Raw genomic sequence first — 23,501 nt, forward strand, 5'->3', positions numbered from 1 at the left:
TTAACTTGCTAGTAACAAAAAAAAACCCACTTAAAAAGTGGGCTTAAAATCTTTATATATCTACATTCGCATAGACAGCATTCTTTTCAATAAACTCTCTACGTGGCGGCACCTCATCTCCCATTAACATAGAGAAAATTCTATCGGCTTCACTACTGTTATCTATATTAACCTGACGAAGCGTTCTAAACTCAGGATTCATTGTGGTATCCCATAATTGTTCGGCATTCATCTCTCCCAAACCTTTATATCTCTGAATTTGAACACTTCCATTAAAGCTTTCAGCAATAATATCTCGTTCCTTATCACTCCAAGCATATTGCTTCTTCTGCCCTTTTTTAACTAAGTATAAAGGTGGCGTAGCAATATAAATATGTCCATTTTCTATTAGTTCCTTCATATATCTAAAGAAGAAAGTAAGAATTAAAGTTTCAATATGGCTACCATCTACATCGGCATCACACATTATTACTACTTTATGGTATCTCAACTTTGAAAGATTTAAGGCTTTACTATCCTCTTCAGTTCCAATAGTAACTCCTAAAGCTGTATATATATTCTTGATCTCTTCATTGTCAAAAACACGATGTCTCATCGCTTTTTCCACATTCAAGATCTTACCTCGAAGTGGCAGAATAGCTTGAAAAGCTCTATCTCTTCCTTGTTTTGCAGTTCCACCTGCCGAATCTCCCTCTACAAGATACACCTCACATTTCGCTGGATCTTGCTCAGAACAATCAGATAATTTTCCAGGTAATCCACCTATGCTCATTACTGTTTTACGCTGAACCATTTCACGCGCTTTTTTAGCAGCATGACGAGCTTGAGCGGCAAGAATCACCTTCTCTACAATAATTTTAGCATCACTTGGATTTTCTTCCAAGTAATTCTCTAGCATTTCTGAAACCGCTTGAGAAACTGCAGAAGTAACTTCTCTGTTTCCCAGTTTAGTTTTGGTCTGACCTTCGAATTGAGGCTCCCCTACCTTTACAGAAATAATAGCCGTTAATCCTTCACGGAAATCATCTCCTGCGATTTCAAACTTCAGTTTATCTAACATCCCAGAAGCATCTGCATACTTCTTAAGAGTTGTAGTTAAACCTCTTCTAAAACCAGCTAAGTGAGTACCCCCTTCATGAGTATTAATGTTATTTACATAGGAGTGCAAATTCTCATTAAATGAGGTATTGTAGATCATTGCAACCTCAACAGGAATATCATTCTTTTCACCTTCCATGGCGATCACATGAGAAATAATAGGATCTCTGTTTTGATCAAGGAATTTTATAAACTCTTTTAAGCCTTCCTCAGAAATAAAAGTTTCAGAAAAAAACGTCCCATCTTCATTTAACTGGCGCTCGTCTGTTAATACGATTTTAAGACCTTTATTTAAAAAAGAAAGCTCGCGCATTCTACTTGCTAGCGTATCGTAATTATATTCTGTAGTTTGCTGAAAGATGGTTGGATCTGGAGTAAATGTCACCACCGTTCCCCTAAGATTTGTTTCACCAATAGATTTTACAGGATACATTGGTTTACCTTTTTCATATTCCTGTCGCCAGATAACGCCCTCTCTGTAAACCGTAGCAGTTAAATGATCAGATAGCGCATTCACACAACTTACACCAACTCCATGCAATCCACCAGACACTTTATAGGAATCTTTATCAAATTTCCCTCCGGCGCCAATTTTGGTCATTACTACCTCCAAGGCAGAAACTCCTTCTTTTTTATGTAAATCTATTGGAATACCACGCCCGTTATCTTCGGTAGTGATAGAGCCTTCTTTTGTAATAGTTACTTTTATGGTATCACAATGGCCAGCCATTGCTTCATCTATAGAGTTATCCACAACCTCATACACCAAATGATGCAATCCCCTTACTCCAGTATCACCTATATACATGGAAGGACGCATGCGCACATGCTCCATTCCTTCAAGCGCCTGAATACTATCTGCCGAATAACTGTCTTTCTTAACTTCTTCGCTCATATATGATTCTGTTAAAGTTTGTCTTTTTATGTAACAGACAAATATAACAAAACCCCTACTCCTATTAGCTTGGAGCGCACCTCAATACCCTTAAGTTATTAACAATTTTTGTGAAAAACCCTGCTTTTTAGTTGATAAGGAACTTAAACTTTTGCTGCTTCTATGAAACTGGTTTGCGCAACGTGAGTTGAACTTGCTCTACCGCTTGGGTCTAAATCTTTTTGCCATTTTGGAATCCATTTCTTTACAGATTTTGCTGCAGATTCCTGTGGAAAATAACTGTTAAAGATCTCTCTATAAAAATATGCCTCTTTGGTTGAAGGGGTATTAACTGGATATTTTGATGCAGCCATTTCCAATTCCAAATCGGTCACTTGAGACTTCGTGAATTCTATAAGGCTATCTATCCAACTGTAACCAACCCCATCGCTAAACTGCTCTTTTTGTCTCCACAGTACTTCATCTGGAAGAAATGCTTGCTCTGGAGTATCAAAAGCTTTTCTAAGGATATACTTTTCCACTCCTCCGTGTGTTGTCGGCATTTTATGAATAGGTGCTATTTCAATCGCTGTTTGTAAAAAAGCCTTGTCTAAAAATGGCACTCTGGCTTCTAATCCATGAGCCATAGTAGATTTATCTGCTCGCAAACAATCTGCGGTAGACAATCTTTTAACTCTACTGATTGTTTCTTTCTGAAATTCTTCAGGAGAAGGTGCATTTTTAAAATACAGGTATCCACCAAAAATTTCGTCTGCGCCTTCCCCAGATAGCACCACTTTTATACCTTTTTCAGTAATTGCTTTTGAAAGGAAATACATAGGTGTACTGGCTCTTATAGAAGTTACATCATAAGTCTCTAAATGCCAGATCAATTTTTTGATAATTCCAATTCCTTCTTCAACCGTAAAATGAATTTCATGATGGTCGGTTCCAAGAAAATCCGCCACTTTTCGAGCAGCGATCAAATCTGGCGCATCTTCATTCAATCCAATAGAGAACGAATGTAATTTTTTCCCTTTTTCTTTAAGTATTCTTGCCGCTATAGATGAAGTCAAAGAAGAATCTAATCCACCACTTAACAACACTCCTAAAGGTACATCAGACATTAAACGTTTCTTGGTTGCAGCAATCAAAGAGTCTCTCAATCTTTTTAAGTCTGCTTCTTCCTGACAATCTTCTAAGTAATACCAATCTGGTTTGTAATATTGAACAAAACCAGTTGTTGGTGTGTAATAATATCCAGGAGGAAAAGCTTGAAACTCCACACATTGATCTGCCAAAACTTTCATTTCGCTCGCAAACCAAAGCGCGCCATCTCCATCTTCACCATAATAAAGTGGCTTTACTCCTATTGGATCTCTAGCTGCAATGAAGTCTTTTCCATCTACTACCACAAAAGAAAAATCCCCATCTAACTTGTTTAAGAAACCATAACCGTATTTTTCATATAAATGCACGATCACTTCTGAATCTCCTGTAGTGCGAAACTCGTGATCTTTTAATTCATTTTCTTTAAGCGCCTGGTAGTTATATATTTCGCCGTTATGAATCATCCATGCTGAAGAAGTTCCTTGAATTGGTTGTTTTCCGGTTGTAACATCCATTATTGCCAATCTCTCATGACATAATATCGCTCCAGACTCAGTTACATGAACATCACTTTCATCTGGCCCACGGTGACTCATTCTTTTAGAAAGTTGAGAAACTAAGCCTTGATCTTCCTTTTTTCCTATTACAGCTAAAATACCACACATAATTTTAAGTTTTAATTCTAAACAAATTTGCAGTATTCATTTACGAATAAAAACCATTAAACACTAATTGATTACATTCAATAACTAAAATTATTTAATAAGTATCTATATGAAAATATATGAGATTAAATTTATATCATAAACTATCAAGTCAAAACTTTGGGGAATTAAAAAATATAAGACTTCATTAACAACCCCCGTTTTGTTGAAACAGTACCTTTATCTTATTAAATTAATTTAAAAATTATGAAAAAAATATTCTTATTAGTAGTAATAGCAATCTTTACGCTTCAAAGTAGTTCAGCAAATGCTCAAGAAAAAACCAAAGAAGCTCCAAGTTTCAATAAAATGGATGTGAGCCCGATGGACTTGGTAGTTTACAAAAACGAAGCCGATGAAGTTGTGGCAAGAGTTATCTACAGTAGACCTCTAAAAAGAGATAGAGAAATCTTTGGTAAGTTAGTGCCGTATAATGAAGTATGGAGAACTGGTGCAAACGAAGCTACAGAGCTTACTTTATATAAAGACATGAAAGTAGCCGATGCAGTTGTGGAAGCAGGAACTTATACTCTTTACACAATTCCTGGAGAAAAAGAATGGACTGTGATACTTAACAACAGAACAAATACTTGGGGAGCTTATGAATACAGCGACCAAGAAGACAGAGTAAGAATTAAAGTTCCTGTGCGTAATGCACCTTCAACAATAGAATCTTTCTCTATGGCATTTGTAACCAAAACTGATGGAGCCGATCTTTTAATGGGTTGGGATAACAAATACGTGGAGGTTCCTTTTAAAGCAATACAATAAGCTTTAAAATCAAATTAAAGAAAAAGCTGAAAATTAAAACGGTTTCAATTCTCAAGAATTGAAACCGTTTTTTTATTATAGATCCACTGGACAAGACCACGGGATATGTTCCGATATTTCGAAAGTAAAATAAGTTTGAAAACCAAATCCAGCCCATTTGAATGTTTCAGACAGGTATAAATAATCAAACCCTTAATGAGGGAGGGATTACGGGATATTTAAATATTTATGCGTTTGCAATGATACTTTCCATTTAGGGTTTTTCATTACATAATCTACAATTACAGGAATTACAGAATCACGTTTACTCCATTCTGGCTGGAGATATAGAATACAATCCTTATTAACCAATGCAGCTTGCTCTTCTGCAAACTTCAAATCATGAAGATTATAAACAATCACTTTCAATTCGTTAGCAACTTCATAGATCTCTTCTGTAGGTAGCTTTATTTTTTTAGGAGATAAACATATCCAGTCCCAGACCCCTGTTAGTTTATAAGCCCCGGAAGTTTCTATATGAATCTTACATCCCTGAGCTTTTAAAGTCTCTGTAAGAATCGTCATGTCCCAAGTTAAAGGTTCTCCCCCGGTAATCACAACAGTATCACTATGAGAAACGGCATTTTCCACAATCTTCCCAACATGAGTTGGAGGATGCAAAGAGGCATCCCAACTTTCTTTAACATCACACCAGTGACAGCCAACATCGCAACCACCTATTCTAATGAAATAAGCAGCCGTTCCTTTATAAAATCCTTCACCCTGTATGGTATAAAATTCTTCCATTAACGGAAGCATTATACCCTTGTCCACCAGCACTTTTGTATCTTCTGTAATCATAGCCTGCAAAGATAACTATTCTTTAAGACCTAACATAGCTTAGTTTTAAATTGAATTAATCCTTGTTCTAGGTGATTTTATCAATAAATTCCTCAAGCATTAAGAGCACTTTTAGAAGGAAAAGTTATAATTTAACGGATTATCCGTTTGTCTGCCTGTAATAATTTTTAATCATATATATTTAGGTTTTTCGTCATCCTAGTAAGACCTAATGAGACACAGAAACTCCCGATGGTTCGGGACAGATTGACGAGGAAGGACGTCACCTAGTTTGGCTCCAAAAGAGTTGCCCCTTTTAAGGTTACTATTTTTCACCACCTAAAACACTTTTAGTGAGATCAAAAATTCTACATTCCTTTTCCATACTTCTAATAACTTCACTACTTTTTTCTTGCTCTAGCTCTCGTAAATTAAATAAAGAACTCTCTAGACAGCTTACTTCTGAAGTTTTTGACCAAAGTTTTACTGGCTTCGCTCTTTATGATCTGGACAAAAAGAAATTTGTTATAGAGCATAATTCCAATAAGTACTTTACTCCAGCCTCTAATATTAAGTTGCTTACATTTTATGCCTCACTAAAAGAATTAGGAGATTCTATCTCTGGAATGAGATATTACACCACTCCAGATTCTCTGGTCTTTTGGGGCACTGGCGACCCAAGTTTTTTAAATCCGAATTTACAGGGATCTAAAGTATTCAACTTTTTAAAGAACTCTTCTAAAGACCTATATTTCGCAAGCTCAGCAATCACTAATCCTCCCCTTGGTTCAGGCTGGGCTTGGGACGATTATAATGATGCCTATTCTGCAGAACGCTCTCAATTCCCTATTTATGGGAATCTGGTGAGTTTTAAATGGAAATCCAACGAGCCGCTTCCATTAAGTTCTCCTTCTTATTTTTCTGATTTTTTAATCAAAGATCAGGAGCTTTCCAATTCTATTAGAAGAGATGTAGACGCTAATATTTTTAGATATAATCTTTCAAAAATTGAAGCCCTAGAAACCAACATCCCTTTTAAAACCTCATCAGAATTGACTGCTAAATTACTTAGTGACACATTAAATAAACCTGTGACGCTTATTTCTAAACCTTGGAAAATTCAGAATAAAAATATACAAACCATATATTCTATTGCAGCAGACAGTCTATATAAAGAAATGCTTCAAGAAAGTGATAATTTTATAGCAGAACAGTTGCTTTTGCTTATTTCTGAAAAGATAAGTGACAGCTTAAGCACAAATATTGCTATAGATCATATACAATCTATTTACTTTAATAATCTACAAGACCAAATTAAATGGGTGGATGGTTCGGGATTATCCCGCTATAACTTAATAACCCCAAGAACTTTGGTAACTATTCTTGATAAGATCTTAAAGGAACTACCAAGAGAGGGACTTTTTAAACTACTTCCTGCAGGTGGAAAAGAAGGAACTCTAAAAAACTGGTACGCTTCAGACATACCTTATATCTTTGCGAAATCGGGTTCATTACGAAATAATTACTCTTTAAGTGGTTATTTAAAAACCAAATCTGGCAAATTGATGATCTTCAGTTTTATGAACAACAATTATGTGGCTTCTTCTTCAGAAATTAAAAAAGCAATGGAAAAAATGTTTTTGGAAATTAGAAATTCCTATTAAACATCATAATTCTAGAGGAACCTACCGATAATTATTTATTTTAGAGCGAAATTATATCTAGCACAACACCAGAATGGAGAGAAGAAATTTTTTAAGGAATATAGGAACAGGTAGTCTAGCAGTAGGATTATCTTCATTTATTGCCCCTGTTGCATTTTCTTCGGAATTAAATACAACAACACTAAAAGAATTAATCCCAGATCATCTTTCTGAAGGAGATACTATCGGGATTATAAGTCCGGCTTCTAATATATTTGAATCGGAACCCTATGAAATAGCAGTTGAGACTTTTCAAGCTATGGGCTTAAAAGTGAAACTCGGTGAGCATGTTGACTCACATTACGGGCATCTTGCAGGTACCGATGAGGAGCGGGCAGCAGATTTAAACAACATGTTTAAAGATCCAGAAGTAGATGCTATTATCGCTTTGCGAGGAGGATCTGGTGCTGCGAGGATCTTGGATAAAATAGATTACGATGCTATAAAGAAAAATCCAAAAATATTTATTGGATATAGTGACATTACCGCTATCCATATGGCAATATATACCAAAACCGGACTAGTCACTTTTCATGGGCCAATGGCGATTTCTACATGGAATAGCTTCAGTTATAATATATTTAATGAGATCCTTTTTAATAAGAACGCTTTCACTTTTGAAAACACAAAAGATTCAGGAGATAATCTGGTTCAAGTAAATAACCGAATTCGGACCATTACTTCAGGAAAAGCGGAAGGGATTTTACTTGGAGGAAATCTATCAGTATTAACTGGGATTATGGGATCTTCTTACCTGCCAAATTGGGAAAATAAGATCTTGTATCTAGAAGAAGTTGGAGAAAAGATTTATGCGATAGACAGGATGATGTCCCAACTTAAATTAGCTGGAGTTTTAGATAAGATTTCCGGGTTTGTATTTGGAAAATGCACCGATTGTGATCCTGGAGGAAGCGGATACGGTTCTTTAACTTTAGAAGAAGTAATAGATCATTATATTAAACCTTTGGGCATTCCTGCCTATTCTGGGGCAATGTTTGGTCATGTAGATAACAATTCTACGATCCCAAATGGAATAAATGCATCAATTGATGCAGATAAAGGGACAATAAGCATGTTATCGCCTGCCGTGTCGTAGAAATTAAATTTTTCAGAATTTCATTAAACAGGAAACTGTTTAATTTTATAATAACTTAGAAGTATGAAAGATCCCAACAAGTTTATAGAGCACATTCAGCAAGGATATGCTCCAAAAGGAGATTTTATATATATGGGTGCTGCCATGTTGGACGGAAAAACTATTCCGGAAGCGCAAATTAAGATCCCCTTAAAAACTATGAATCGGCATGGACTTATTGCCGGAGCAACAGGAACCGGGAAAACCAAAACGCTACAGATTTTAGCAGAAAATCTTTCAGAAAAAGGGGTTCCTGTCCTAATGATGGATATTAAAGGAGATCTTAGCGGAATTGCAAAACCATCTCCCGGTCATGAAAAAATTGATGATCGCCATCAGCTTTTAAATTTTGAGTTTAAACCTCAAGCTTCTCCTGTGGAAATTTTAAGTCTTTCTGAACAACCCGGAGTACGTTTAAAAGCGACCGTAAGTGAATTTGGCCCTATTCTTTTATCGCGTATTTTGGACCTTTCTGATACTCAGACTGGGATTTTAGCCGTTGTTTTTAAATATTGTGACGACAATCAATTACCTCTTCTGGATCTAAAGGATCTTAAAAAGATCATTCACTATGCAACAGATGATGGAAAAGAGGAATTTGAAAAGGATTATGGTAGAATGTCTAAATCTTCAACTGGATCTATTTTAAGAAAGATCGTTGCTTTAGAGCAGCAAGATGCTGATCTCTTTTTCGGGGAGCCTTCTTTTGAGGTAGAGGATCTTATGAGAACAAATATCGACGGTCGCGGGATGATAAATATCATCCGGCTGGATGACATCCAGGATAAACCTAAATTGTTCTCTACGTTTATGCTGAGCTTGCTAGCCGAAATATATTCTACATTGCCAGAAAAAGGAGATAGCGATAGACCAGAATTGGTTCTTTTTATAGATGAGGCACATTTAATTTTCAAAGAAGCATCTGATGCATTATTGGATCAAATTGAGAGTATTATTAAACTGATACGATCTAAAGGAGTTGGGATTTATTTTGTAACCCAAAATCCAACAGATGTACCAAAAGAAATATTGAGTCAGTTAGGTTTAAAGATTCAGCATTCCTTACGTGCATTTACTGCTAATGATAGAAAAGCGATCAAATTAACTGCTGAAAATTATCCCATTTCTGAATATTATGATACCAAAGAAGTTTTAACCTCGTTAGGTATTGGAGAAGCATTTATTTCTTCATTAGACGAAAAAGGGAGACCTTCTCCTTTAGCGGCTACAATGATGAGAGCTCCAATGAGCAGGATGGATGTTTTAACTTCAGAAGAATTAAAAGATTTGATAAGTTCTTCTAAGTTGATTTCTAAATATAATAAAGAGATAGACAGAGAAAGTGCCTATGAATTATTGAATGAAAAAATAGTTCGGGCAGATCAAGAGGAAGCAAAAGAGAAGGCAAAAGAAGAAAGGAAGAAAATTTCTCGAACAAGTTCAAGAACATCAAGAAGTTCCAGTAAAACTCAAAGTGCAGTGGTCAAAGTTTTAACAAGTGCTACTTTTATTAGAGGGGTTATGAGTATTTTGAACAAAGCATTTAAATAAAAGTCAAGAAGAATATGAGAAGATTAAGTTTAAGTTTATTAGCATGCATTACAATTAGTTTAATATCATGTGGTACTGATTCCGACCCATTTCTAATAGATACTACTAGAGTAGGCTCACTAACAAAAGAAATTAAGATCAATCAATTAGATTCTGTTTTCAGTGAAGATTCCATTGTTAGAAAAAATTCTGGAAGTGAATTTTTTAATTCTACCAGCGAAATAGAAATATTTGACAAAGAAGGAAAACCACTGCTAATCCTAGAGCCAATTCAGCAATTTGACTCTACAAGTACCGTTGGCTATATCCAGATCATGGATTCCAGATTTCAAACTGCAAAAGGACTTAACAATGCAAGCACTTTTGGAGATGTCGTTAAAAATTATGAGATCTCAAGAATTGAAAACACCTTGAATTCTGCTGTGGTTTTTATAGATGAACTAAATTTATATCTGACTATAGACAAAAAGGATCTTCCATCCAGCCTTCGCTACGATACAGATTCCAGAATTTCTGCCTCGCAAATTCCAGACGATGCCAAAATAAAATATTTAATGGTAAGTTGGTAAAAAGCAACTCAAAATATTAAGATTATAGGCGGATTTTTTGAAAAAAATTATCCTTTTATAGGCTTTAAATCTTTAGGATATGTTAATAATATATCATTTTTCAATTCTTTAAGTACCTTTACCGCTTAACCAATATCTATTATTATGATCAAGATTATAGCCGTAATTATGTTAATTGGAGGCGCAATTTCCCTAGTAATGGGAGTTTTGGGAATATTTGGAAGCATTGCACCACTTATGGATCCTTGGGCACTGGCAATATTAGGATTTGTATTTTTTATTGCAGGTATCTCAATGCTTAAATATCGCAAGGACACCGATGAAGTTGCGGTAGAAAATAGGAAAGCATAATAAATAATTTTAGGGTAGCACAGATTAATATTGAATTGAGCAACTTAATAATTGCTGAATCTTTATCTTTGCTACCCTAATCCTTTTTATACTATGCAACTTACCCGAATCAATAAATATTTAAGTGAAGCCGGGTTTTGTTCCCGCAGAGAAGCAGATAAATTAATTGATCAAGGTAGAGTCACTATTAATAGTAAAGTTCCAGAAATGGGGACAAAGGTAGCTCCGGGCGATATTGTTCGTGTAAACGGGAAAACTATTATCAATCAAGATGAAAAACCCGTTTATATTGCTTTTAATAAACCTGTAGGCATTGTTTGCACCACCGATTCTGGTGTAGAGAAGGACAATATTATAGACTTCATAAATTATCCTAAACGTATTTTTCCAATTGGCAGGTTAGATAAGGGCAGTGAAGGACTTATTTTTCTGACCAATGACGGGGATATTGTGAATAAAATATTACGAGCCAGTAATAATCACGAAAAAGAATATGTGGTTACGGTTAACAAACCGATCTCCTCAACTTTTATAGATAGAATGGGAATGGGAATTTCCATTTTAGATACTGTTACTAAAAAATGTGAAGTAGAGCGATTAGGAAATTATGATTTTAGAATTGTTCTCACACAAGGCTTGAACAGGCAAATTAGAAGAATGTGTGAAGCATTGGATTACGAAGTTACAAGTCTTAAACGTGTAAGGATCATGAATGTTTTACTTGACATTCCTGTTGGTGAATGGAGAGATATTACTGAAAATGAATTAAATACCATTAATGAAATGGTAACTAATTCTATAAAGACTTACAAGGCGCCAGAACCAAAGAAAAGGAATCCGAAATACGACGAAGAGAAGGCAGAGAAATTTCATTCTAAGGACACTAAACCTAAAGAAACTCCTACATTTTCTGGTAAATCAAAATCTCGCAGGAATAAATCTTAACACATAATTAGCTGAAAGAAAGCTGATCGTTTAAATAGAACTTTCTATTTTTAGGATAAAAATGGGAACTTCAAACAGTCGAATCAAAAATGAGGCTCAATACGAAGCCTTGAGAGAGAAAGGATATAGTGAGGAGAAGTCTGCACGAATCGCCAATACCCCTGATGCTGGAGAAAAAGGTGGTAAAGCGAAAGACTATGAAGACCGAACCAAATCTGAATTGTATAGCCAAGCCAAAAAAGTTGGTATTCCTGGAAGATCTAAAATGTCCAAATCTAAATTAATTAACGCATTAAGAAATAATTAAACTATGGGGAAAATTCAACCTTTTCATTTAGCAATTCCAGTTACTACTCTAGAAGAAAACAGAGTTTTTTATAGAGAAGTTTTAGGTTGTGAAGAAGGCAGAAGCAGTGACCACTGGGTCGATTTCAATTTTTTTGGACATCAATTAGTGATCCATGTGCAAGAACCGCAACCTAAACCGATAGGAAAAGGTAATCCTGTAGATGGAAAAGAGGTGCCAATCCCACATTTTGGTGTAGTACTAGAATGGGATGTTTTCCAAGATTTTTCTGAAAAACTAAAAAGAAATAAGATTAAATTTGTTATTGAACCTTATATTAGATTTGAAGGCAAAACAGGAGAACAAGCAACGATGTTCTTTAAAGACCCTTCAGGAAACGCATTGGAATTTAAAGCCTTTAAAAATATAGATCAGCTTTTTGCTAAATAAAAACCATTTATGAAAAACTTAAGTCCCTCCCTTGTAAGGCAAGTTTTTGTTCTTTTACTTATTGTTTTTCTGGGAATCTTGATTTTTATGGAGATAGTTCCTTATTTATCTGGTATTTTGGGCGCAGTTACTCTTTATGTGCTTATGCATAAGTGGATGAAAAAGCTGGTTGAACGTGGCTGGAAAAAAGCTTATGCTGCAGCTTTACTAATGGTAGGCTCGTTTATTGGAATCTTAATACCCATTACATTAATAGTTATCATGCTAACTTCTAAGATTGGCAAAGCTGTTGCAAATTCAGAAAAGGTGGTAATTGCCTTCAAAGAGCAAATAAATAAAATTGAAGAGTCTATTGGCTACAAAATAAGCAGTAATATAGATAGTGATTCCATAACAAGCTGGGTTTCCACAAATCTTCAAAGTTTTGCTGGAGGCACTTTCAATGCATTTATAGCGATAGGGATCATGTATTTTATGCTATACTACATGCTAATTAGTAGAGAAAAACTGAATGATATTCTTGGATCATATATTCCATTGGCTTCAGACAATATACATCTGATAGGAAAGGAAAGCGACCTTTCTGTAAGATCTAATGCTTTAGGAATACCTTTGGTGGCAATTATTCAAGGAATAATTGCATTAATAGGCTTTTTGATATTTGGAGTTCCAGATCCATTTTTCTGGTTTGTGATAACAGCAGTAGGTTCAATGATTCCATTTATAGGGACAGCAATTGGGATTCTTCCAGTTACCATCTTGTTATTCTCCCAAGGAATGGAATGGCAAGCAATTGCGATTCTTATTTATGGTGTAGTTGTAGTGGGATCTACAGATAATTTGGTAAGATTATATATTCTAGAAAAATTATCTAGTGTTCATCCTTTGATTACTTTATTTGGAGTGGTGGTAGGAGTTCCTCTCTTTGGATTTATCGGCCTAATTTTTGGCCCCTTACTTATCTCCTTATTTTTACTTATATTAAAAATATACAAAACTGAATACAGCAATATTAACGACAATTTATAAAAATCTAATTATGAAAAATATATTTAGCAAAAAAGTTGAAGAAATAGACGAAGAATACATGAATGATGAGATCACAAAGATCGACGGAGATGATGTAGACGTGGTGATGGACAAACAGGAAGATATTTCCAAAAAAATCACAAGCTCTAATATGTTAGAGAAATATACAGAATTGGCTAAAGTGATGTTTGGAATGCTTAAAGATTACAGAAAAGGAATCTATACCAATGTACCATGGTTTACCATTGCATCTATTGCATTCGCATTTTTATATGTATTAAATCCGTTGGATATTATTCCAGATTTTATTCCTGGATTAGGATACATAGATGATCTGGCCGTATTGAGTTTTGGTTTAAGATTTATTGAAAGCGATCTTCATAATTATTTGGATTGGAAGTTGGAATCTGAAGAATAAAAAAACCATTTTATACAAAAAAAGAGCAATCCAAGGATTGCTCTTTTTTTGTATAAACTAAAATAATTTAGTGATAATCTGCTCTTTTAATTAGCTGATAAATCTGATATTTTATCAACACACTTCCATATTTGTTTTCGGGTGGCTATGCCTCTCTAACTCAATCTATGGTTTTCTCTTGCCAATAAAGTATTTTTAAGCAACATGGCAATGGTCATTGGCCCTACACCTCCGGGAACTGGAGTTATAAAAGAGGCTTTTTTGCTTACATTTTCAAAATCTACATCTCCTGTAATTCTATAACCTCTTGGTTTAGTTTCGTCAGGTACTCTTGTAATACCAACATCTATTATAACCACATCATCTTTCACCATTTCTGCCTTCAAGAATTCTGGATTACCTAAAGCCGTGATAATAATATCTGCTTGTGAAGTTATCTGGGTAATGTTCTTTGTATAGCTATGCGTTACCGTAACTGTAGAGTTACCAGGGAATCCTTTCCTTCCCATTAAGATGCTCATTGGTCTACCTACAATATGGCTACGCCCAATCACTACGGTATGCTTTCCTTTAGTCTCTACATTATAGCGCTCAAGTAACTCAATAATTCCAAATGGGGTAGCAGGAATAAAACTACTCATATCCAATGCCATTTTTCCAAAATTTGTTGGATGAAAACCATCTACATCTTTATCTGGATTTACACTGAGTAATACTTTTTGAGTATCTATTTGTTCAGGAAGTGGTAATTGGACAATAAAACCATCTATATCTGGATTTTCATTTAGTTCTTTGATCTTCTTTAAAAGTTCTGTTTCACTAATTGTACTGGATAATTTCACTAAAGTAGATTCAAAACCTACTCGCTCGCAAGCCTTTACCTTGCTATTCACATAGGTTAAACTTGCACCGTCATTCCCTACAATTATTGCCGCAAGATGTGGCACTTTCTCTCCCCGATTCTTCATTTGCTGAACTTCTGCAGCAATTTCATCCTTTATTTCGTTGCTTACTTTTTTACCGTCGAGAATTGTCATATTTTGCAGATTGCAGTTATCAGTTTGCATTAGGCAAACTTTAAATAGTTTTGGAACACCCAAATTTTTCGGGATTATTAATCATATAATTTAGAAGTTTTCCTACCTCTTCACTTTTAGCATGTAATTTAGAATGATCATCATTAGATATATAGTTGCAAGCTAGAGCAAAATCGAACCATAATTGTGTTTCAGAATTTTCACTATCTGCATCCGTTAATTTACTTTTAAAATGCTTTACATAATCCCTCTTTCTATAAGCCTCAGCAATAGCTGAACAAACTCTTCTAGAGGATCTTACGATTTGTGAGGTTAAAGCAAATTTCTCATCACTGGGAAACTTTTTTGAAATAGTAAAAACCTCCATTGCCAGATTAAAAGATTTCTGATAAGCTATCAAGGTTTTGAAACTCATACTTATTTATTAATGCCTGCTGCATACTTAAGACTGCAAACTAGACTATTTCATTCCCTTCATCATTTGCATCATTTTTTGGCCTCCGCCTCCTTGCATCATCTTCATCATTTTACCCATTTGGTTGAATTGCTTCAATAATTGGTTTACCTGCTGAACAGAAGTCCCAGATCCACCAGCAATTCTTTTCTTTCTAACCGAATTGATAAGAGTTGGCGTACTTCTTTCCGCAGGGGTCATAGAATAGATAATCGCTTCTACATATTTAAAAGCATCATCATCAATATCGATATCCTTTAACATTTTTCCTGCTCCCGGAATCATTCCCAACAAGTCCTTCATAGAACCCATTTTCTTGATCTGGTGCAGTTGCTTTAAAAAATCATCGAATCCAAATTGATCCTTAGCTATCTTTTTCTGAAGTTTTCTAGCTTCTTCTTCATCATATTGCTCCTGAGCTCTTTCCACTAAGGAAACAACATCACCCATTCCTAAAATCCTATCGGCCATACGAGAAGGATAGAATACATCTATTGCATCCATTTTCTCACCAGTACCAATAAACTTAATAGGCTTATTTACAACAGATTTGATCGAAATTGCGGCACCTCCACGTGTATCACCATCTAACTTGGTAAGGATTACCCCATCAAAATTCAAACGATCGTTAAAGGCTTTTGCTGTATTTACCGCATCCTGACCTGTCATAGAATCTACCACAAATAAGGTCTCTTCTGGTTTAACAGCAGTATGAATATTTTGAATTTCCGTCATCATCGCTTCATCTATAGCAAGACGACCGGCAGTATCTATAATAACAACATTAAACCCATTTTGCTTGGCATGTGCAATTGCAGCCTTAGAAATAGCAACAGGATCTTGATTCCCTACATCACTAAAAACCTCAACTCCTATTTGCTCTCCAACAATTTGCAATTGATTGATCGCTGCAGGACGATAAATATCACAGGCCACTAAAAGTGGATTCTTATTCTTTTTTGTTTTTAAGAAATTAGCCAGTTTTCCAGAAAAAGTAGTCTTACCACTACCCTGTAAACCAGACATCAAGATTACAGAAGGATTTCCTGAAAGATCTATCTCTTCTGCTTCACCTCCCATTAATTGGGTAAGTTCATCCTTAACCAGTTTCACCATAAGTTGTCCAGGCTTCAATGCAGTTAATACATCTTGTCCTAAAGCTTTTTCTTTTACCGTACTTGTAAATTCTTTTGCTATCTTATAATTTACATCGGCTTCCACCAAGGCTCTACGTACTTCCTTTAAAGTCTCGGCAACATTTACTTCTGTAATTTGCCCATGTCCTTTTAAAACATGTAAGGCATTATCTAACTTATCACTTAAATTATCAAACATATATTTTCCTTCAATCGTTATTCAAATAGACACCTAATGGAATGTGCAAATTTAGCAATTAATGCGGTAATTAGGAAAGATTCTTGCAACCTATAACATTATTTACTTTCAGCTGTATACAGAGAGGGTTTATACATTTAGTCGAGTTGCGGTATTTTGTAGTTAATTCTTGTTTTGATTAAACTTAAGACATGGATTTGTACCCGAAATAGAAACATAATTAATTTAAGTGCAATGATTTGTACTATTCCAACCCTAATAAATCTTGCCCTTCTAAGCGTATTCTTCAAACATTTTAGACATTACCAAAACGTGCGGGATGGTCAAAGCAGCAATAAATGGAAAAAATATACTAATGATCCAGGTGGTGTTTTCTTTGAAAAAGAAAATAGCAATTGTAAGCCACACAAGGGATATTAACCAATAGAAAATTGAATGTTTCAAATACGCCAAAACCCCATTTCCTTTTTCTTTACCATATAGTACCTTTATTTGAGAATACAAAGAAGGAATTGCATGCCACACAATAAAATAAAAAGCAAAGCTCCATATCAAGGTTGATATCTTAAAAATGACGCCAAGTATTAAAATCAGGAAAAACTCCTTAAAGAACTCGTTAAAATTGGGTAACAGAACAGATCTCAATAAATAAGTTAAAATTAAAAATATAAATGCTGAAATATAGAATACGATATTAAGTATTGAAGAACTTATTTCTATATGCGTAATATCCTTTAGGACCAAAATAGTTTCTAAACTATTGAACTTTAATATCATCGAAATGATTAAAAGTCCATAAATAAAGGCAAAAAAACCTAAGATTACGGAATTCCTAACTTGACCTTCTAACCAATGTTGTTCTCCAAAATGGTAACAACTGAATAATAAAAAAATTATTAGAGCAGTTACCGGGAACAAATAAAATATAAAAAAGGTAAAGAGTGCCATAAATAAGTATAAACTAAGCTGCTTTTTTTTACTAAATCTATTGCTGCCATTTAACTTTCCAATTATCCTAAGATCATTCGCGCCATGTATAAGTCCTATTGTTAGCACCAATGAAATACCAAGATAGTTTGCCTCAGCATGGTCAATAAAGCCAATAAACCAAAAACTGAATAAGGTTATTAATAAAAGTACTCTATGCAGCCCTGACATCATAATATCGCAAAATTTATAAATAAAATTATTATTTCAATAAAAATACTCGGTTTTTGTTTAAATTTAGTTAAATTTAGTTAAACAAAACAATATACTCTATGAAAACTTTATTCATTTTACCTTTGGTTTCCAAATTGGATCCTTCGGATTATGTAGGATTTACATTCTTTGTTGGGGCTATCGCTATGATGGCCGCTTCTGTGTTTTTCTTCCTATCAATGCGATCGGTTGACAAAAAATGGTCAACTTCAATTTTAGTTTCAGGACTAATAACGCTTATTGCTGCAGTACATTATTTTTACATGAGAGACTACTGGGCTCAATTTGCAGAATCGCCAACATTTTTCCGCTATGTAGATTGGACGCTTACGGTTCCTTTAATGTGCGTTGAATTTTTCCTTATTCTGAAGGTTGCAGGCGCCAAGAAATCCCTGATGTGGAAGTTAATCTTTTTTTCCGTAGTTATGCTAGTTACTGGATATATCGGAGAAACTATAGACAGAGGTAATGCATGGCTATGGGGTCTTATTTCAGGGCTTGCCTATTTCGCGATTGTTTATGAAATATGGCTTGGTAAAGCTAAAAAGCTTGCAGAAAGCGCAGGTGGTGCGGTTCTATCAGCACATAAGACACTGTGCTGGTTTGTACTTGTTGGATGGGCAATTTATCCTGTTGGATATATGGCAGGAACTCCAGGATGGTATGAAGGTATCTTTGGTGGCCTAAACCTTGATGTGATTTATAACCTAGGTGATGCCGTTAATAAGATAGGTTTCGGTTTGGTTATATATAATCTAGCAGTAACGTCTAGTGAAAAAACTCAGGTGAATAACGCCTAATTTTATGGTTGAATTACTAAGTTAGATGCTTTTTCAGCATAATAATTTATTAAGATCCGTTCTTTCGAACGGATCTTTTTTTTACATTCTTTCTGGAACCTGAATTCCCAATAATCCAATTGCCGATTTAATAATATGACCAACAGATTTGGATAACTGTACTCTAAACTTCTTTTCTGCTTCATCTGGCGTTCCTAAAATAGTAACATTCTGATAAAATGAGTTGAATTCCTTTACCAAATCGTAGGTGTAATTTGCAATTAAAGCAGGGCTATGATTCTCTGCAGCCAACTGTATAGTGTCTGGATATGATTGTAATTGCTTTATTAACTCCTTTTCCTTTTCATGTAATTCATAAGCTTGTGGAAGTCCCATCTCATTTGTCTCCAGATTTGCCTTTCTCAATATAGACTGAATTCTTGCGTAGGTATATTGAATAAATGGTCCTGTATTCCCTTGGAAATCCACAGATTCTTCAGGATTAAATAAGATTCGTTTTCTAGGATCTACCTTTAAAATATAATATTTTAGAGCCCCTAACCCGATCATTTTATAAAGCTCTTCTTTTTCTTCTGAAGAATATTCCCCTAGCTTCCCTAGTTCTTCAGAAATGGATTTAGCGGTTAGAGTCATTTGAGCTATAAGATCATCTGCATCTACTACCGTTCCCTCTCTACTTTTCATTTTTCCCGTAGGAAGGTCGACCATTCCATAACTTAAATGATATAAGTTATTTGCCCATTCGTAGCCTAATTTACTTAAGATTAAAAACAAGACTTTAAAATGATAATCCTGTTCGTTCCCAACAGTATATACCATTCCATCAATATCAAAATCCTTTACACGCTGTATTGCAGTTCCAATATCTTGGGTCATGTACACCGCAGTTCCATCACTTCTTAAAACGATCTTTTCATCCAGACCATCTTCAGTAAGATCTATCCACACACTGCCATCATCTTTTCTGAAGAAAACTCCTTTTTCAAGACCTTCAGCAACCACATCTTTACCTAATAAATAAGTGTTGCTTTCGTAATAATTCTTATCGAAATCTACTCCTAATGTTTCATAAGTCTTCTCAAAACCATCATAAACCCACTGGTTCATCTTTTCCCAAAGAGCTTTCACCGCTTCATCGCCGGCTTCCCATTTAATAAGCATTTCCTGTGCTGCAACTAAAACCGGAGCTTGTGCTTTTGCCTCTTCCTCAGTCTTACCTTCAGAAATAAGTGAAGCTATTTCTTTTTTATGTTCTTGGTCGAATTTCACATAGTAGTTCCCTACCAGTTTATCACCCTTTAATCCTGTAGATTCTGGAGTTTCTGCATTGCCCCATCGTTCCCAAGCTAACATGGATTTGCAAATATGGATCCCACGATCGTTTATGATCTGGGTTTTATAGACTCTCCTACCGCTTGCTTTCAAGATTTCAGCAACAGAGAATCCTAATAAATTATTTCTAACATGACCTAAATGCAGTGGCTTATTTGTATTTGGTGAAGAATATTCCACCATAATAGTATCAGAATCTTCATTAACCTCAACTTTCCCAAAATCTGAATTATTAGCGATAGCTTCAAAAGAGTTTAAATAAAATTTATTGCTCAGCACAATATTCAAAAAGCCTTGAACCACATTAAAGCTTACTATTTCCTCCACATTTTCAACTAAATATTCACCAATTTCATTTCCCAGCTGAACAGGATTAGTCTTAATTTGGCGGAGCATTGGGAAAGTTACTACGGTAACATCTCCCTCAAAATCTTTACGAGTAGGCTGAAACTCTACTTGTGCCAAATCTACTTGATGCAGATGTGAAATTGCTTCCTTTACTTTTTGCTCAATTTTATTCTGAATATTCATTCTTCGTAAATTTTAATCTTTATGGCTAAAATACAAGCGGCAAAGATAATAGAAAATAGCCGCAAGCTCTAGAGCTTTAAGTGCAAATCACTATCTTTATAAAAAAGCGAAAAATGCTGTTGAATATTAGCTACAATAGGTCAGAGACTAAAGAAAAGATAAACAAAGAAGTTGGTACGCCATTTACACTTCTAGAGCGGATAAAACTAAATGGCTCCGGCTCTCCGAAATTAAAGATCACTGCCACCAGTATAGAGATCCACAACTTATTGATATTAGACATCAATACTAATATTTGTAATATAGAACTAAGACCAAAAGGAATTATAGTAATGTTTAGATCTTTACTAGAAACTTATGCTTTAATAATTCCTTATTACAAACTAAATCTTTACAAAGGGAAATCTGAGGAATACTCGGTTTATAAAGATCATTATTTTATAAAGATAAAAGCAGACAATCCGGCAATCCATAAATTCATGCTAAAAATATTAGATTATAAGGCAGATAATGCACTTCCGCAGATTGAAGATATCAGGTAACATTGGAGTTACAATTTTAAATATCTTAACATCTAAATTTAATGCAAGCATCATTTAGTCGTAACGCAAAAGTTTCAACTTCGGAGCAATTTTGCTGTAAAAACAAATGGAATTATTTATTTATGTCTTTGCTGCATTATTCTCTGTAATGAACCCTCTGGGAACTGTGCCGATTTTTGTTGGATTAACACAAGAAGACTCTTCTGCCGAGCGTTCTAAAACATCACTTCTTACCTCTATAAATATTCTGGTAATCCTTATAATTTCTTTTTTTACAGGAAAATATATCCTACAGTTCTTTGGGATAAGTATAGATTCATTGAGAATTGCGGGCGGACTTATAATTGTAAGTTCTGGTTTTGCTCTTTTAACTGGTTCGTTTTCTAAACACAAGGGAATGGATAAACGAGTTAAAGATGATGCCTATCAAAGGGAAGGGGTCTCATTAACTCCATTAGCTATCCCTATGCTTGCAGGGCCAGGTTCTATTTCTTTATTAATAGGGATGCATCAGGAATATCAATTTTTAGAAGAAAGAATTATCACCGTAGCAGCAATATTTGCCGCATGTCTCGCCACTTTTGCTGTTTTAAAAGGCGCACATTATATCGTCAAGATCCTTGGTGCTTCAGGGATTAATGCAATATCAAGGATCATTGGTTTTATAGTGATTGCCATAGGTATAGAATACATAAGTTCCTCGGCGATTAACGTATTAAGACAGATCCTTAACTAAGCTTTTATCTTTTATTAAAGGCAATTCCGCCAATAAGTGACAAAATCCCTAAACCAATCATTGCATAAGATTGGGTATGATCTCCTTGTGCCTCAACTTTAAGTGGTCCGGCTTCAAAAGCAACTTCTGGAGTTACGAGAGTGTATAAGCCATAACCTACTAATACAACTCCAACAATTAATAGAACAATTTTAAGGGTGTTATTCATTTTATATTATTGTTTGTTTAGAGTGAAAGTAAACAATTAATTCCTAAATTATAACCTAATTCAAATATTGAAATGAGGATCTTACTTACGGGCGCCAATGGTTATATAGGACTTAGATTATTACCCCAGCTTTTAGAGCTTGGCCACGAAGTGGTTTGCGCCGTTAGGGATAAAAAAAGGTTTTCCCAAAATAAGGACCTTTTAGATAAAATTGAAGTGGTTGAAATAGATTTTCTGCAACCTGCCAAAATTCCAGAGGCAATCAAAAATATTGATATTGCCTACTATCTTATTCATTCTATGTCTGGTTCTACCACAGACTTCGATAGCCAAGAAGCAAAGGCAGCAACAATTTTTAATGAGATAATGGCCGGCACCAGCGTCAATCAAGTTATTTATCTCAGTGGGATTATAAATACCGAAGAACTATCCAAACACTTAAAATCTAGAAAAAAAGTTGAAGAAATCCTTTATACGGGAAACTTTAATACAACCGTATTAAGAGCAGCAATTATAGTTGGTTCAGGGAGTTCGTCTTTTGAAATAATTAGAGATCTCTGTGAAAAGCTACCCTTAATGGTTACTCCTAGTTGGGTGAAAACGAAATGCCAGCCGATAGCTATTAGAGATGTGCTTCAATTCTTAACCGGGGTAATAGGAATGGAAAAGGCATATAATGAATCTTTTGATATTGGTGGACCAGATATTATTTCCTATAAACAAATGATGCAGCAGTACGCGGAGATACGAGGTCTAAATCTTTTTATAATTGACGTCCCCTTCCTATCACCAAAGATATCCTCTTATTGGCTTTATTTTGTTACTTCAACGTCTTACAAACTTGCACAAAATCTTGTGGATAGTATGAAGGTAGAAGTAATAACCAATGACAAACGACTTCAAGAACTTTTAGATATAGCGCCTATTTCCTACAAAGAGGCTATCAAACTTGCTTTTTATAAAATAGAACAAAATCAGGTGATCTCTAGCTGGAAAGATTCTTTGAGTAGTGGAAGATTTAGAAAAGATCTCAATAAATACATACAAGTCCCTACGTTTGGGTGTTTAAAGGATGCCCAATCTATAAAAGTTGAAAACCCAGAAGAGGTATTACAGCGTATTTGGTCTATCGGCGGTACCACAGGTTGGTATTACGGAAATTGGCTATGGAAATTTCGGGGATATTTCGATAAACTTTTTGGTGGAGTTGGATTAAGGCGCGGGAGAACTAACGCTTCTGAAATAGCTTCTGGAGATTCATTAGATTTTTGGCGGGTTTTGTTAGCCGATAAGGAGAAAAGAAGATTGTTATTATTTGCTGAAATGAAAGTGCCTGGAGAAGCCTGGTTAGAATTTGAAATTGATGAAGATAATATACTGCATCAAACTGCCACATTTAGACCACGAGGAATATGGGGAAGGTTATACTGGTATACTATGTTGCCCTTTCATTACTTTATCTTTGAAGGAATGCTAAATAAAATTGCTAAAGGCTAATCAATATTTAAAAACA

General features: G+C 35.0%; 24 protein-coding genes. 15 read left to right on the forward strand and 9 right to left on the reverse strand.

Annotation, left to right across the window (positions count from 1 at the left end):
• Positions 1–52 precede the first annotated feature (52 nt).
• Positions 53–1,993 (reverse strand): DNA topoisomerase (ATP-hydrolyzing) subunit B, encoded by a 1,941-nt coding sequence (gyrB, locus tag H033_RS0118260; protein WP_026839588.1) that lies wholly within the window; start codon positions 1,991–1,993, stop codon positions 53–55.
• Between the two features lie 143 nt (positions 1,994–2,136).
• Positions 2,137–3,747, reverse strand: coding sequence for an asparagine synthase B (gene asnB / locus H033_RS0118265; RefSeq protein ID WP_026839589.1), 1,611 nt, complete (start codon positions 3,745–3,747; stop codon positions 2,137–2,139).
• A gap of 246 nt (positions 3,748–3,993) precedes the next feature.
• Between asnB and H033_RS0118270 the strand changes: the two genes are divergently transcribed.
• Entirely contained in the window at positions 3,994–4,557 is a 564-nt protein-coding gene (locus tag H033_RS0118270) for a DUF2911 domain-containing protein (protein ID WP_026839590.1), read from the forward strand.
• A 207-nt stretch (positions 4,558–4,764) separates the two neighbouring features.
• Here H033_RS0118270 and H033_RS0118275 read toward each other — a convergent pair whose 3' ends face one another.
• Complete coding sequence (locus H033_RS0118275; RefSeq protein WP_026839591.1) at positions 4,765–5,397, reverse strand: 7-carboxy-7-deazaguanine synthase QueE; 633 nt, start codon at positions 5,395–5,397, stop codon at positions 4,765–4,767.
• Between the two features lie 332 nt (positions 5,398–5,729).
• Here H033_RS0118275 and H033_RS0118280 point away from each other — a divergent pair, with 332 nt between their 5' ends.
• The 10 genes from H033_RS0118280 to H033_RS0118325 all read left to right on the forward strand — a co-directional run bounded on the left by H033_RS0118280 (position 5,730) and on the right by H033_RS0118325 (position 13,813).
• The gene (locus H033_RS0118280; RefSeq protein WP_026839592.1) at positions 5,730–7,040 is read left to right on the forward strand and encodes a D-alanyl-D-alanine carboxypeptidase/D-alanyl-D-alanine-endopeptidase; all 1,311 of its coding nucleotides are present in this window, start codon (positions 5,730–5,732) and stop codon (positions 7,038–7,040) included.
• 73 nt (positions 7,041–7,113) lie between these two features.
• On the forward strand, positions 7,114–8,175 hold the full coding sequence (locus tag H033_RS0118285) for an LD-carboxypeptidase (protein ID WP_026839593.1): 1,062 nt from the start codon (positions 7,114–7,116) through the stop codon (positions 8,173–8,175).
• 63 nt (positions 8,176–8,238) lie between these two features.
• Positions 8,239–9,765 carry a helicase HerA-like domain-containing protein gene (locus tag H033_RS0118290; protein ID WP_026839594.1) on the forward strand — a complete coding sequence of 509 codons (1,527 nt, stop codon included), beginning with the start codon at positions 8,239–8,241 and terminating at the stop codon, positions 9,763–9,765.
• A 14-nt stretch (positions 9,766–9,779) separates the two neighbouring features.
• Positions 9,780–10,334, forward strand: a complete 555-nt coding sequence (locus H033_RS0118295) for a hypothetical protein (protein ID WP_026839595.1) — start codon at positions 9,780–9,782, stop codon at positions 10,332–10,334.
• A gap of 144 nt (positions 10,335–10,478) precedes the next feature.
• On the forward strand, positions 10,479–10,685 hold the full coding sequence (locus H033_RS0118300; protein WP_026839596.1) for a hypothetical protein: 207 nt from the start codon (positions 10,479–10,481) through the stop codon (positions 10,683–10,685).
• A gap of 93 nt (positions 10,686–10,778) precedes the next feature.
• The gene (rluF, locus tag H033_RS20680) at positions 10,779–11,630 is read left to right on the forward strand and encodes a 23S rRNA pseudouridine(2604) synthase RluF (protein WP_034886454.1); all 852 of its coding nucleotides are present in this window, start codon (positions 10,779–10,781) and stop codon (positions 11,628–11,630) included.
• Positions 11,631–11,691: 61 nt separating this feature from the next.
• Complete coding sequence (locus tag H033_RS0118310; protein WP_026839597.1) at positions 11,692–11,937, forward strand: Rho termination factor N-terminal domain-containing protein; 246 nt, start codon at positions 11,692–11,694, stop codon at positions 11,935–11,937.
• 3 nt (positions 11,938–11,940) lie between these two features.
• Positions 11,941–12,366, forward strand: a complete 426-nt coding sequence (locus tag H033_RS0118315) for a VOC family protein (protein WP_026839598.1) — start codon at positions 11,941–11,943, stop codon at positions 12,364–12,366.
• 9 nt (positions 12,367–12,375) lie between these two features.
• On the forward strand, positions 12,376–13,395 hold the full coding sequence (locus H033_RS0118320) for an AI-2E family transporter (protein WP_026839599.1): 1,020 nt from the start codon (positions 12,376–12,378) through the stop codon (positions 13,393–13,395).
• A 10-nt stretch (positions 13,396–13,405) separates the two neighbouring features.
• Positions 13,406–13,813, forward strand: a complete 408-nt coding sequence (locus H033_RS0118325; protein WP_026839600.1) for a YkvA family protein — start codon at positions 13,406–13,408, stop codon at positions 13,811–13,813.
• Between the two features lie 155 nt (positions 13,814–13,968).
• Here the strand turns inward: H033_RS0118325 and H033_RS0118330 are convergent, their stop codons facing one another.
• The 4 genes from H033_RS0118330 to H033_RS0118345 all read right to left on the reverse strand — a co-directional run bounded on the left by H033_RS0118330 (position 13,969) and on the right by H033_RS0118345 (position 17,800).
• Positions 13,969–14,850: a bifunctional 5,10-methylenetetrahydrofolate dehydrogenase/5,10-methenyltetrahydrofolate cyclohydrolase gene (locus H033_RS0118330; protein WP_026839601.1), complete on the reverse strand. Its 882-nt coding sequence runs from the start codon at positions 14,848–14,850 to the stop codon at positions 13,969–13,971.
• Positions 14,851–14,890: 40 nt separating this feature from the next.
• The gene (locus H033_RS0118335; protein ID WP_026839602.1) at positions 14,891–15,265 is read right to left on the reverse strand and encodes a four helix bundle protein; all 375 of its coding nucleotides are present in this window, start codon (positions 15,263–15,265) and stop codon (positions 14,891–14,893) included.
• A 45-nt stretch (positions 15,266–15,310) separates the two neighbouring features.
• Positions 15,311–16,639: a signal recognition particle protein gene (ffh, locus tag H033_RS0118340; RefSeq protein ID WP_026839603.1), complete on the reverse strand. Its 1,329-nt coding sequence runs from the start codon at positions 16,637–16,639 to the stop codon at positions 15,311–15,313.
• Between the two features lie 273 nt (positions 16,640–16,912).
• Positions 16,913–17,800 carry a Brp/Blh family beta-carotene 15,15'-dioxygenase gene (locus H033_RS0118345; protein ID WP_081661902.1) on the reverse strand — a complete coding sequence of 296 codons (888 nt, stop codon included), beginning with the start codon at positions 17,798–17,800 and terminating at the stop codon, positions 16,913–16,915.
• Positions 17,801–17,898: 98 nt separating this feature from the next.
• Between H033_RS0118345 and H033_RS0118350 the strand changes: the two genes are divergently transcribed.
• Entirely contained in the window at positions 17,899–18,639 is a 741-nt protein-coding gene (locus H033_RS0118350) for a bacteriorhodopsin-like (RefSeq protein WP_026839605.1), read from the forward strand.
• An 81-nt stretch (positions 18,640–18,720) separates the two neighbouring features.
• Here the strand turns inward: H033_RS0118350 and argS are convergent, their stop codons facing one another.
• Positions 18,721–20,502, reverse strand: coding sequence for an arginine--tRNA ligase (argS, locus tag H033_RS0118355; protein ID WP_026839606.1), 1,782 nt, complete (start codon positions 20,500–20,502; stop codon positions 18,721–18,723).
• A gap of 113 nt (positions 20,503–20,615) precedes the next feature.
• Here argS and H033_RS0118360 point away from each other — a divergent pair, with 113 nt between their 5' ends.
• Complete coding sequence (locus tag H033_RS0118360; RefSeq protein ID WP_026839607.1) at positions 20,616–21,044, forward strand: hypothetical protein; 429 nt, start codon at positions 20,616–20,618, stop codon at positions 21,042–21,044.
• A 106-nt stretch (positions 21,045–21,150) separates the two neighbouring features.
• Positions 21,151–21,780, forward strand: a complete 630-nt coding sequence (locus tag H033_RS0118365) for a MarC family protein (protein ID WP_026839608.1) — start codon at positions 21,151–21,153, stop codon at positions 21,778–21,780.
• Positions 21,781–21,784: 4 nt separating this feature from the next.
• On the opposite strand, the gene H033_RS0118370 is transcribed toward H033_RS0118365, so the two are convergent.
• Positions 21,785–21,988 (reverse strand): hypothetical protein, encoded by a 204-nt coding sequence (locus tag H033_RS0118370; RefSeq protein WP_026839609.1) that lies wholly within the window; start codon positions 21,986–21,988, stop codon positions 21,785–21,787.
• Positions 21,989–22,060: 72 nt separating this feature from the next.
• Here H033_RS0118370 and H033_RS0118375 point away from each other — a divergent pair, with 72 nt between their 5' ends.
• Entirely contained in the window at positions 22,061–23,485 is a 1,425-nt protein-coding gene (locus tag H033_RS0118375; protein ID WP_026839610.1) for an SDR family oxidoreductase, read from the forward strand.
• Positions 23,486–23,501 lie beyond the last annotated feature (16 nt).

It is taken from the genome of Gillisia sp. JM1 (assembly GCF_000424645.1).
Lineage (GTDB): Bacteria > Bacteroidota > Bacteroidia > Flavobacteriales > Flavobacteriaceae > Gillisia.

What these genes read in the sequence shown, in the direction of transcription:
- gyrB (WP_026839588.1), bottom strand. Translation starts at nt 1,993, where the DNA reads ATGAGCGAAGAAGTTAAGAAAGACAGTTATTCGGCAGATAGTATTCAG.
- asnB (WP_026839589.1), bottom strand. Translation starts at nt 3,747, where the DNA reads ATGTGTGGTATTTTAGCTGTAATAGGAAAAAAGGAAGATCAAGGCTTA.
- H033_RS0118270 (WP_026839590.1), top strand. Translation starts at nt 3,994, where the DNA reads ATGAAAAAAATATTCTTATTAGTAGTAATAGCAATCTTTACGCTTCAA.
- H033_RS0118275 (WP_026839591.1), bottom strand. Translation starts at nt 5,397, where the DNA reads ATGATTACAGAAGATACAAAAGTGCTGGTGGACAAGGGTATAATGCTT.
- H033_RS0118285 (WP_026839593.1), top strand. Translation starts at nt 7,114, where the DNA reads ATGGAGAGAAGAAATTTTTTAAGGAATATAGGAACAGGTAGTCTAGCA.
- H033_RS0118290 (WP_026839594.1), top strand. Translation starts at nt 8,239, where the DNA reads ATGAAAGATCCCAACAAGTTTATAGAGCACATTCAGCAAGGATATGCT.
- H033_RS0118295 (WP_026839595.1), top strand. Translation starts at nt 9,780, where the DNA reads ATGAGAAGATTAAGTTTAAGTTTATTAGCATGCATTACAATTAGTTTA.
- H033_RS0118300 (WP_026839596.1), top strand. Translation starts at nt 10,479, where the DNA reads ATGATCAAGATTATAGCCGTAATTATGTTAATTGGAGGCGCAATTTCC.
- rluF (WP_034886454.1), top strand. Translation starts at nt 10,779, where the DNA reads ATGCAACTTACCCGAATCAATAAATATTTAAGTGAAGCCGGGTTTTGT.
- H033_RS0118310 (WP_026839597.1), top strand. Translation starts at nt 11,692, where the DNA reads ATGGGAACTTCAAACAGTCGAATCAAAAATGAGGCTCAATACGAAGCC.
- H033_RS0118315 (WP_026839598.1), top strand. Translation starts at nt 11,941, where the DNA reads ATGGGGAAAATTCAACCTTTTCATTTAGCAATTCCAGTTACTACTCTA.
- H033_RS0118320 (WP_026839599.1), top strand. Translation starts at nt 12,376, where the DNA reads ATGAAAAACTTAAGTCCCTCCCTTGTAAGGCAAGTTTTTGTTCTTTTA.
- H033_RS0118325 (WP_026839600.1), top strand. Translation starts at nt 13,406, where the DNA reads ATGAAAAATATATTTAGCAAAAAAGTTGAAGAAATAGACGAAGAATAC.
- H033_RS0118330 (WP_026839601.1), bottom strand. Translation starts at nt 14,850, where the DNA reads ATGACAATTCTCGACGGTAAAAAAGTAAGCAACGAAATAAAGGATGAA.
- H033_RS0118335 (WP_026839602.1), bottom strand. Translation starts at nt 15,265, where the DNA reads ATGAGTTTCAAAACCTTGATAGCTTATCAGAAATCTTTTAATCTGGCA.
- ffh (WP_026839603.1), bottom strand. Translation starts at nt 16,639, where the DNA reads ATGTTTGATAATTTAAGTGATAAGTTAGATAATGCCTTACATGTTTTA.
- H033_RS0118345 (WP_081661902.1), bottom strand. Translation starts at nt 17,800, where the DNA reads ATGATGTCAGGGCTGCATAGAGTACTTTTATTAATAACCTTATTCAGT.
- H033_RS0118350 (WP_026839605.1), top strand. Translation starts at nt 17,899, where the DNA reads ATGAAAACTTTATTCATTTTACCTTTGGTTTCCAAATTGGATCCTTCG.
- argS (WP_026839606.1), bottom strand. Translation starts at nt 20,502, where the DNA reads ATGAATATTCAGAATAAAATTGAGCAAAAAGTAAAGGAAGCAATTTCA.
- H033_RS0118360 (WP_026839607.1), top strand. Translation starts at nt 20,616, where the DNA reads ATGCTGTTGAATATTAGCTACAATAGGTCAGAGACTAAAGAAAAGATA.
- H033_RS0118365 (WP_026839608.1), top strand. Translation starts at nt 21,151, where the DNA reads ATGGAATTATTTATTTATGTCTTTGCTGCATTATTCTCTGTAATGAAC.
- H033_RS0118370 (WP_026839609.1), bottom strand. Translation starts at nt 21,988, where the DNA reads ATGAATAACACCCTTAAAATTGTTCTATTAATTGTTGGAGTTGTATTA.
- H033_RS0118375 (WP_026839610.1), top strand. Translation starts at nt 22,061, where the DNA reads ATGAGGATCTTACTTACGGGCGCCAATGGTTATATAGGACTTAGATTA.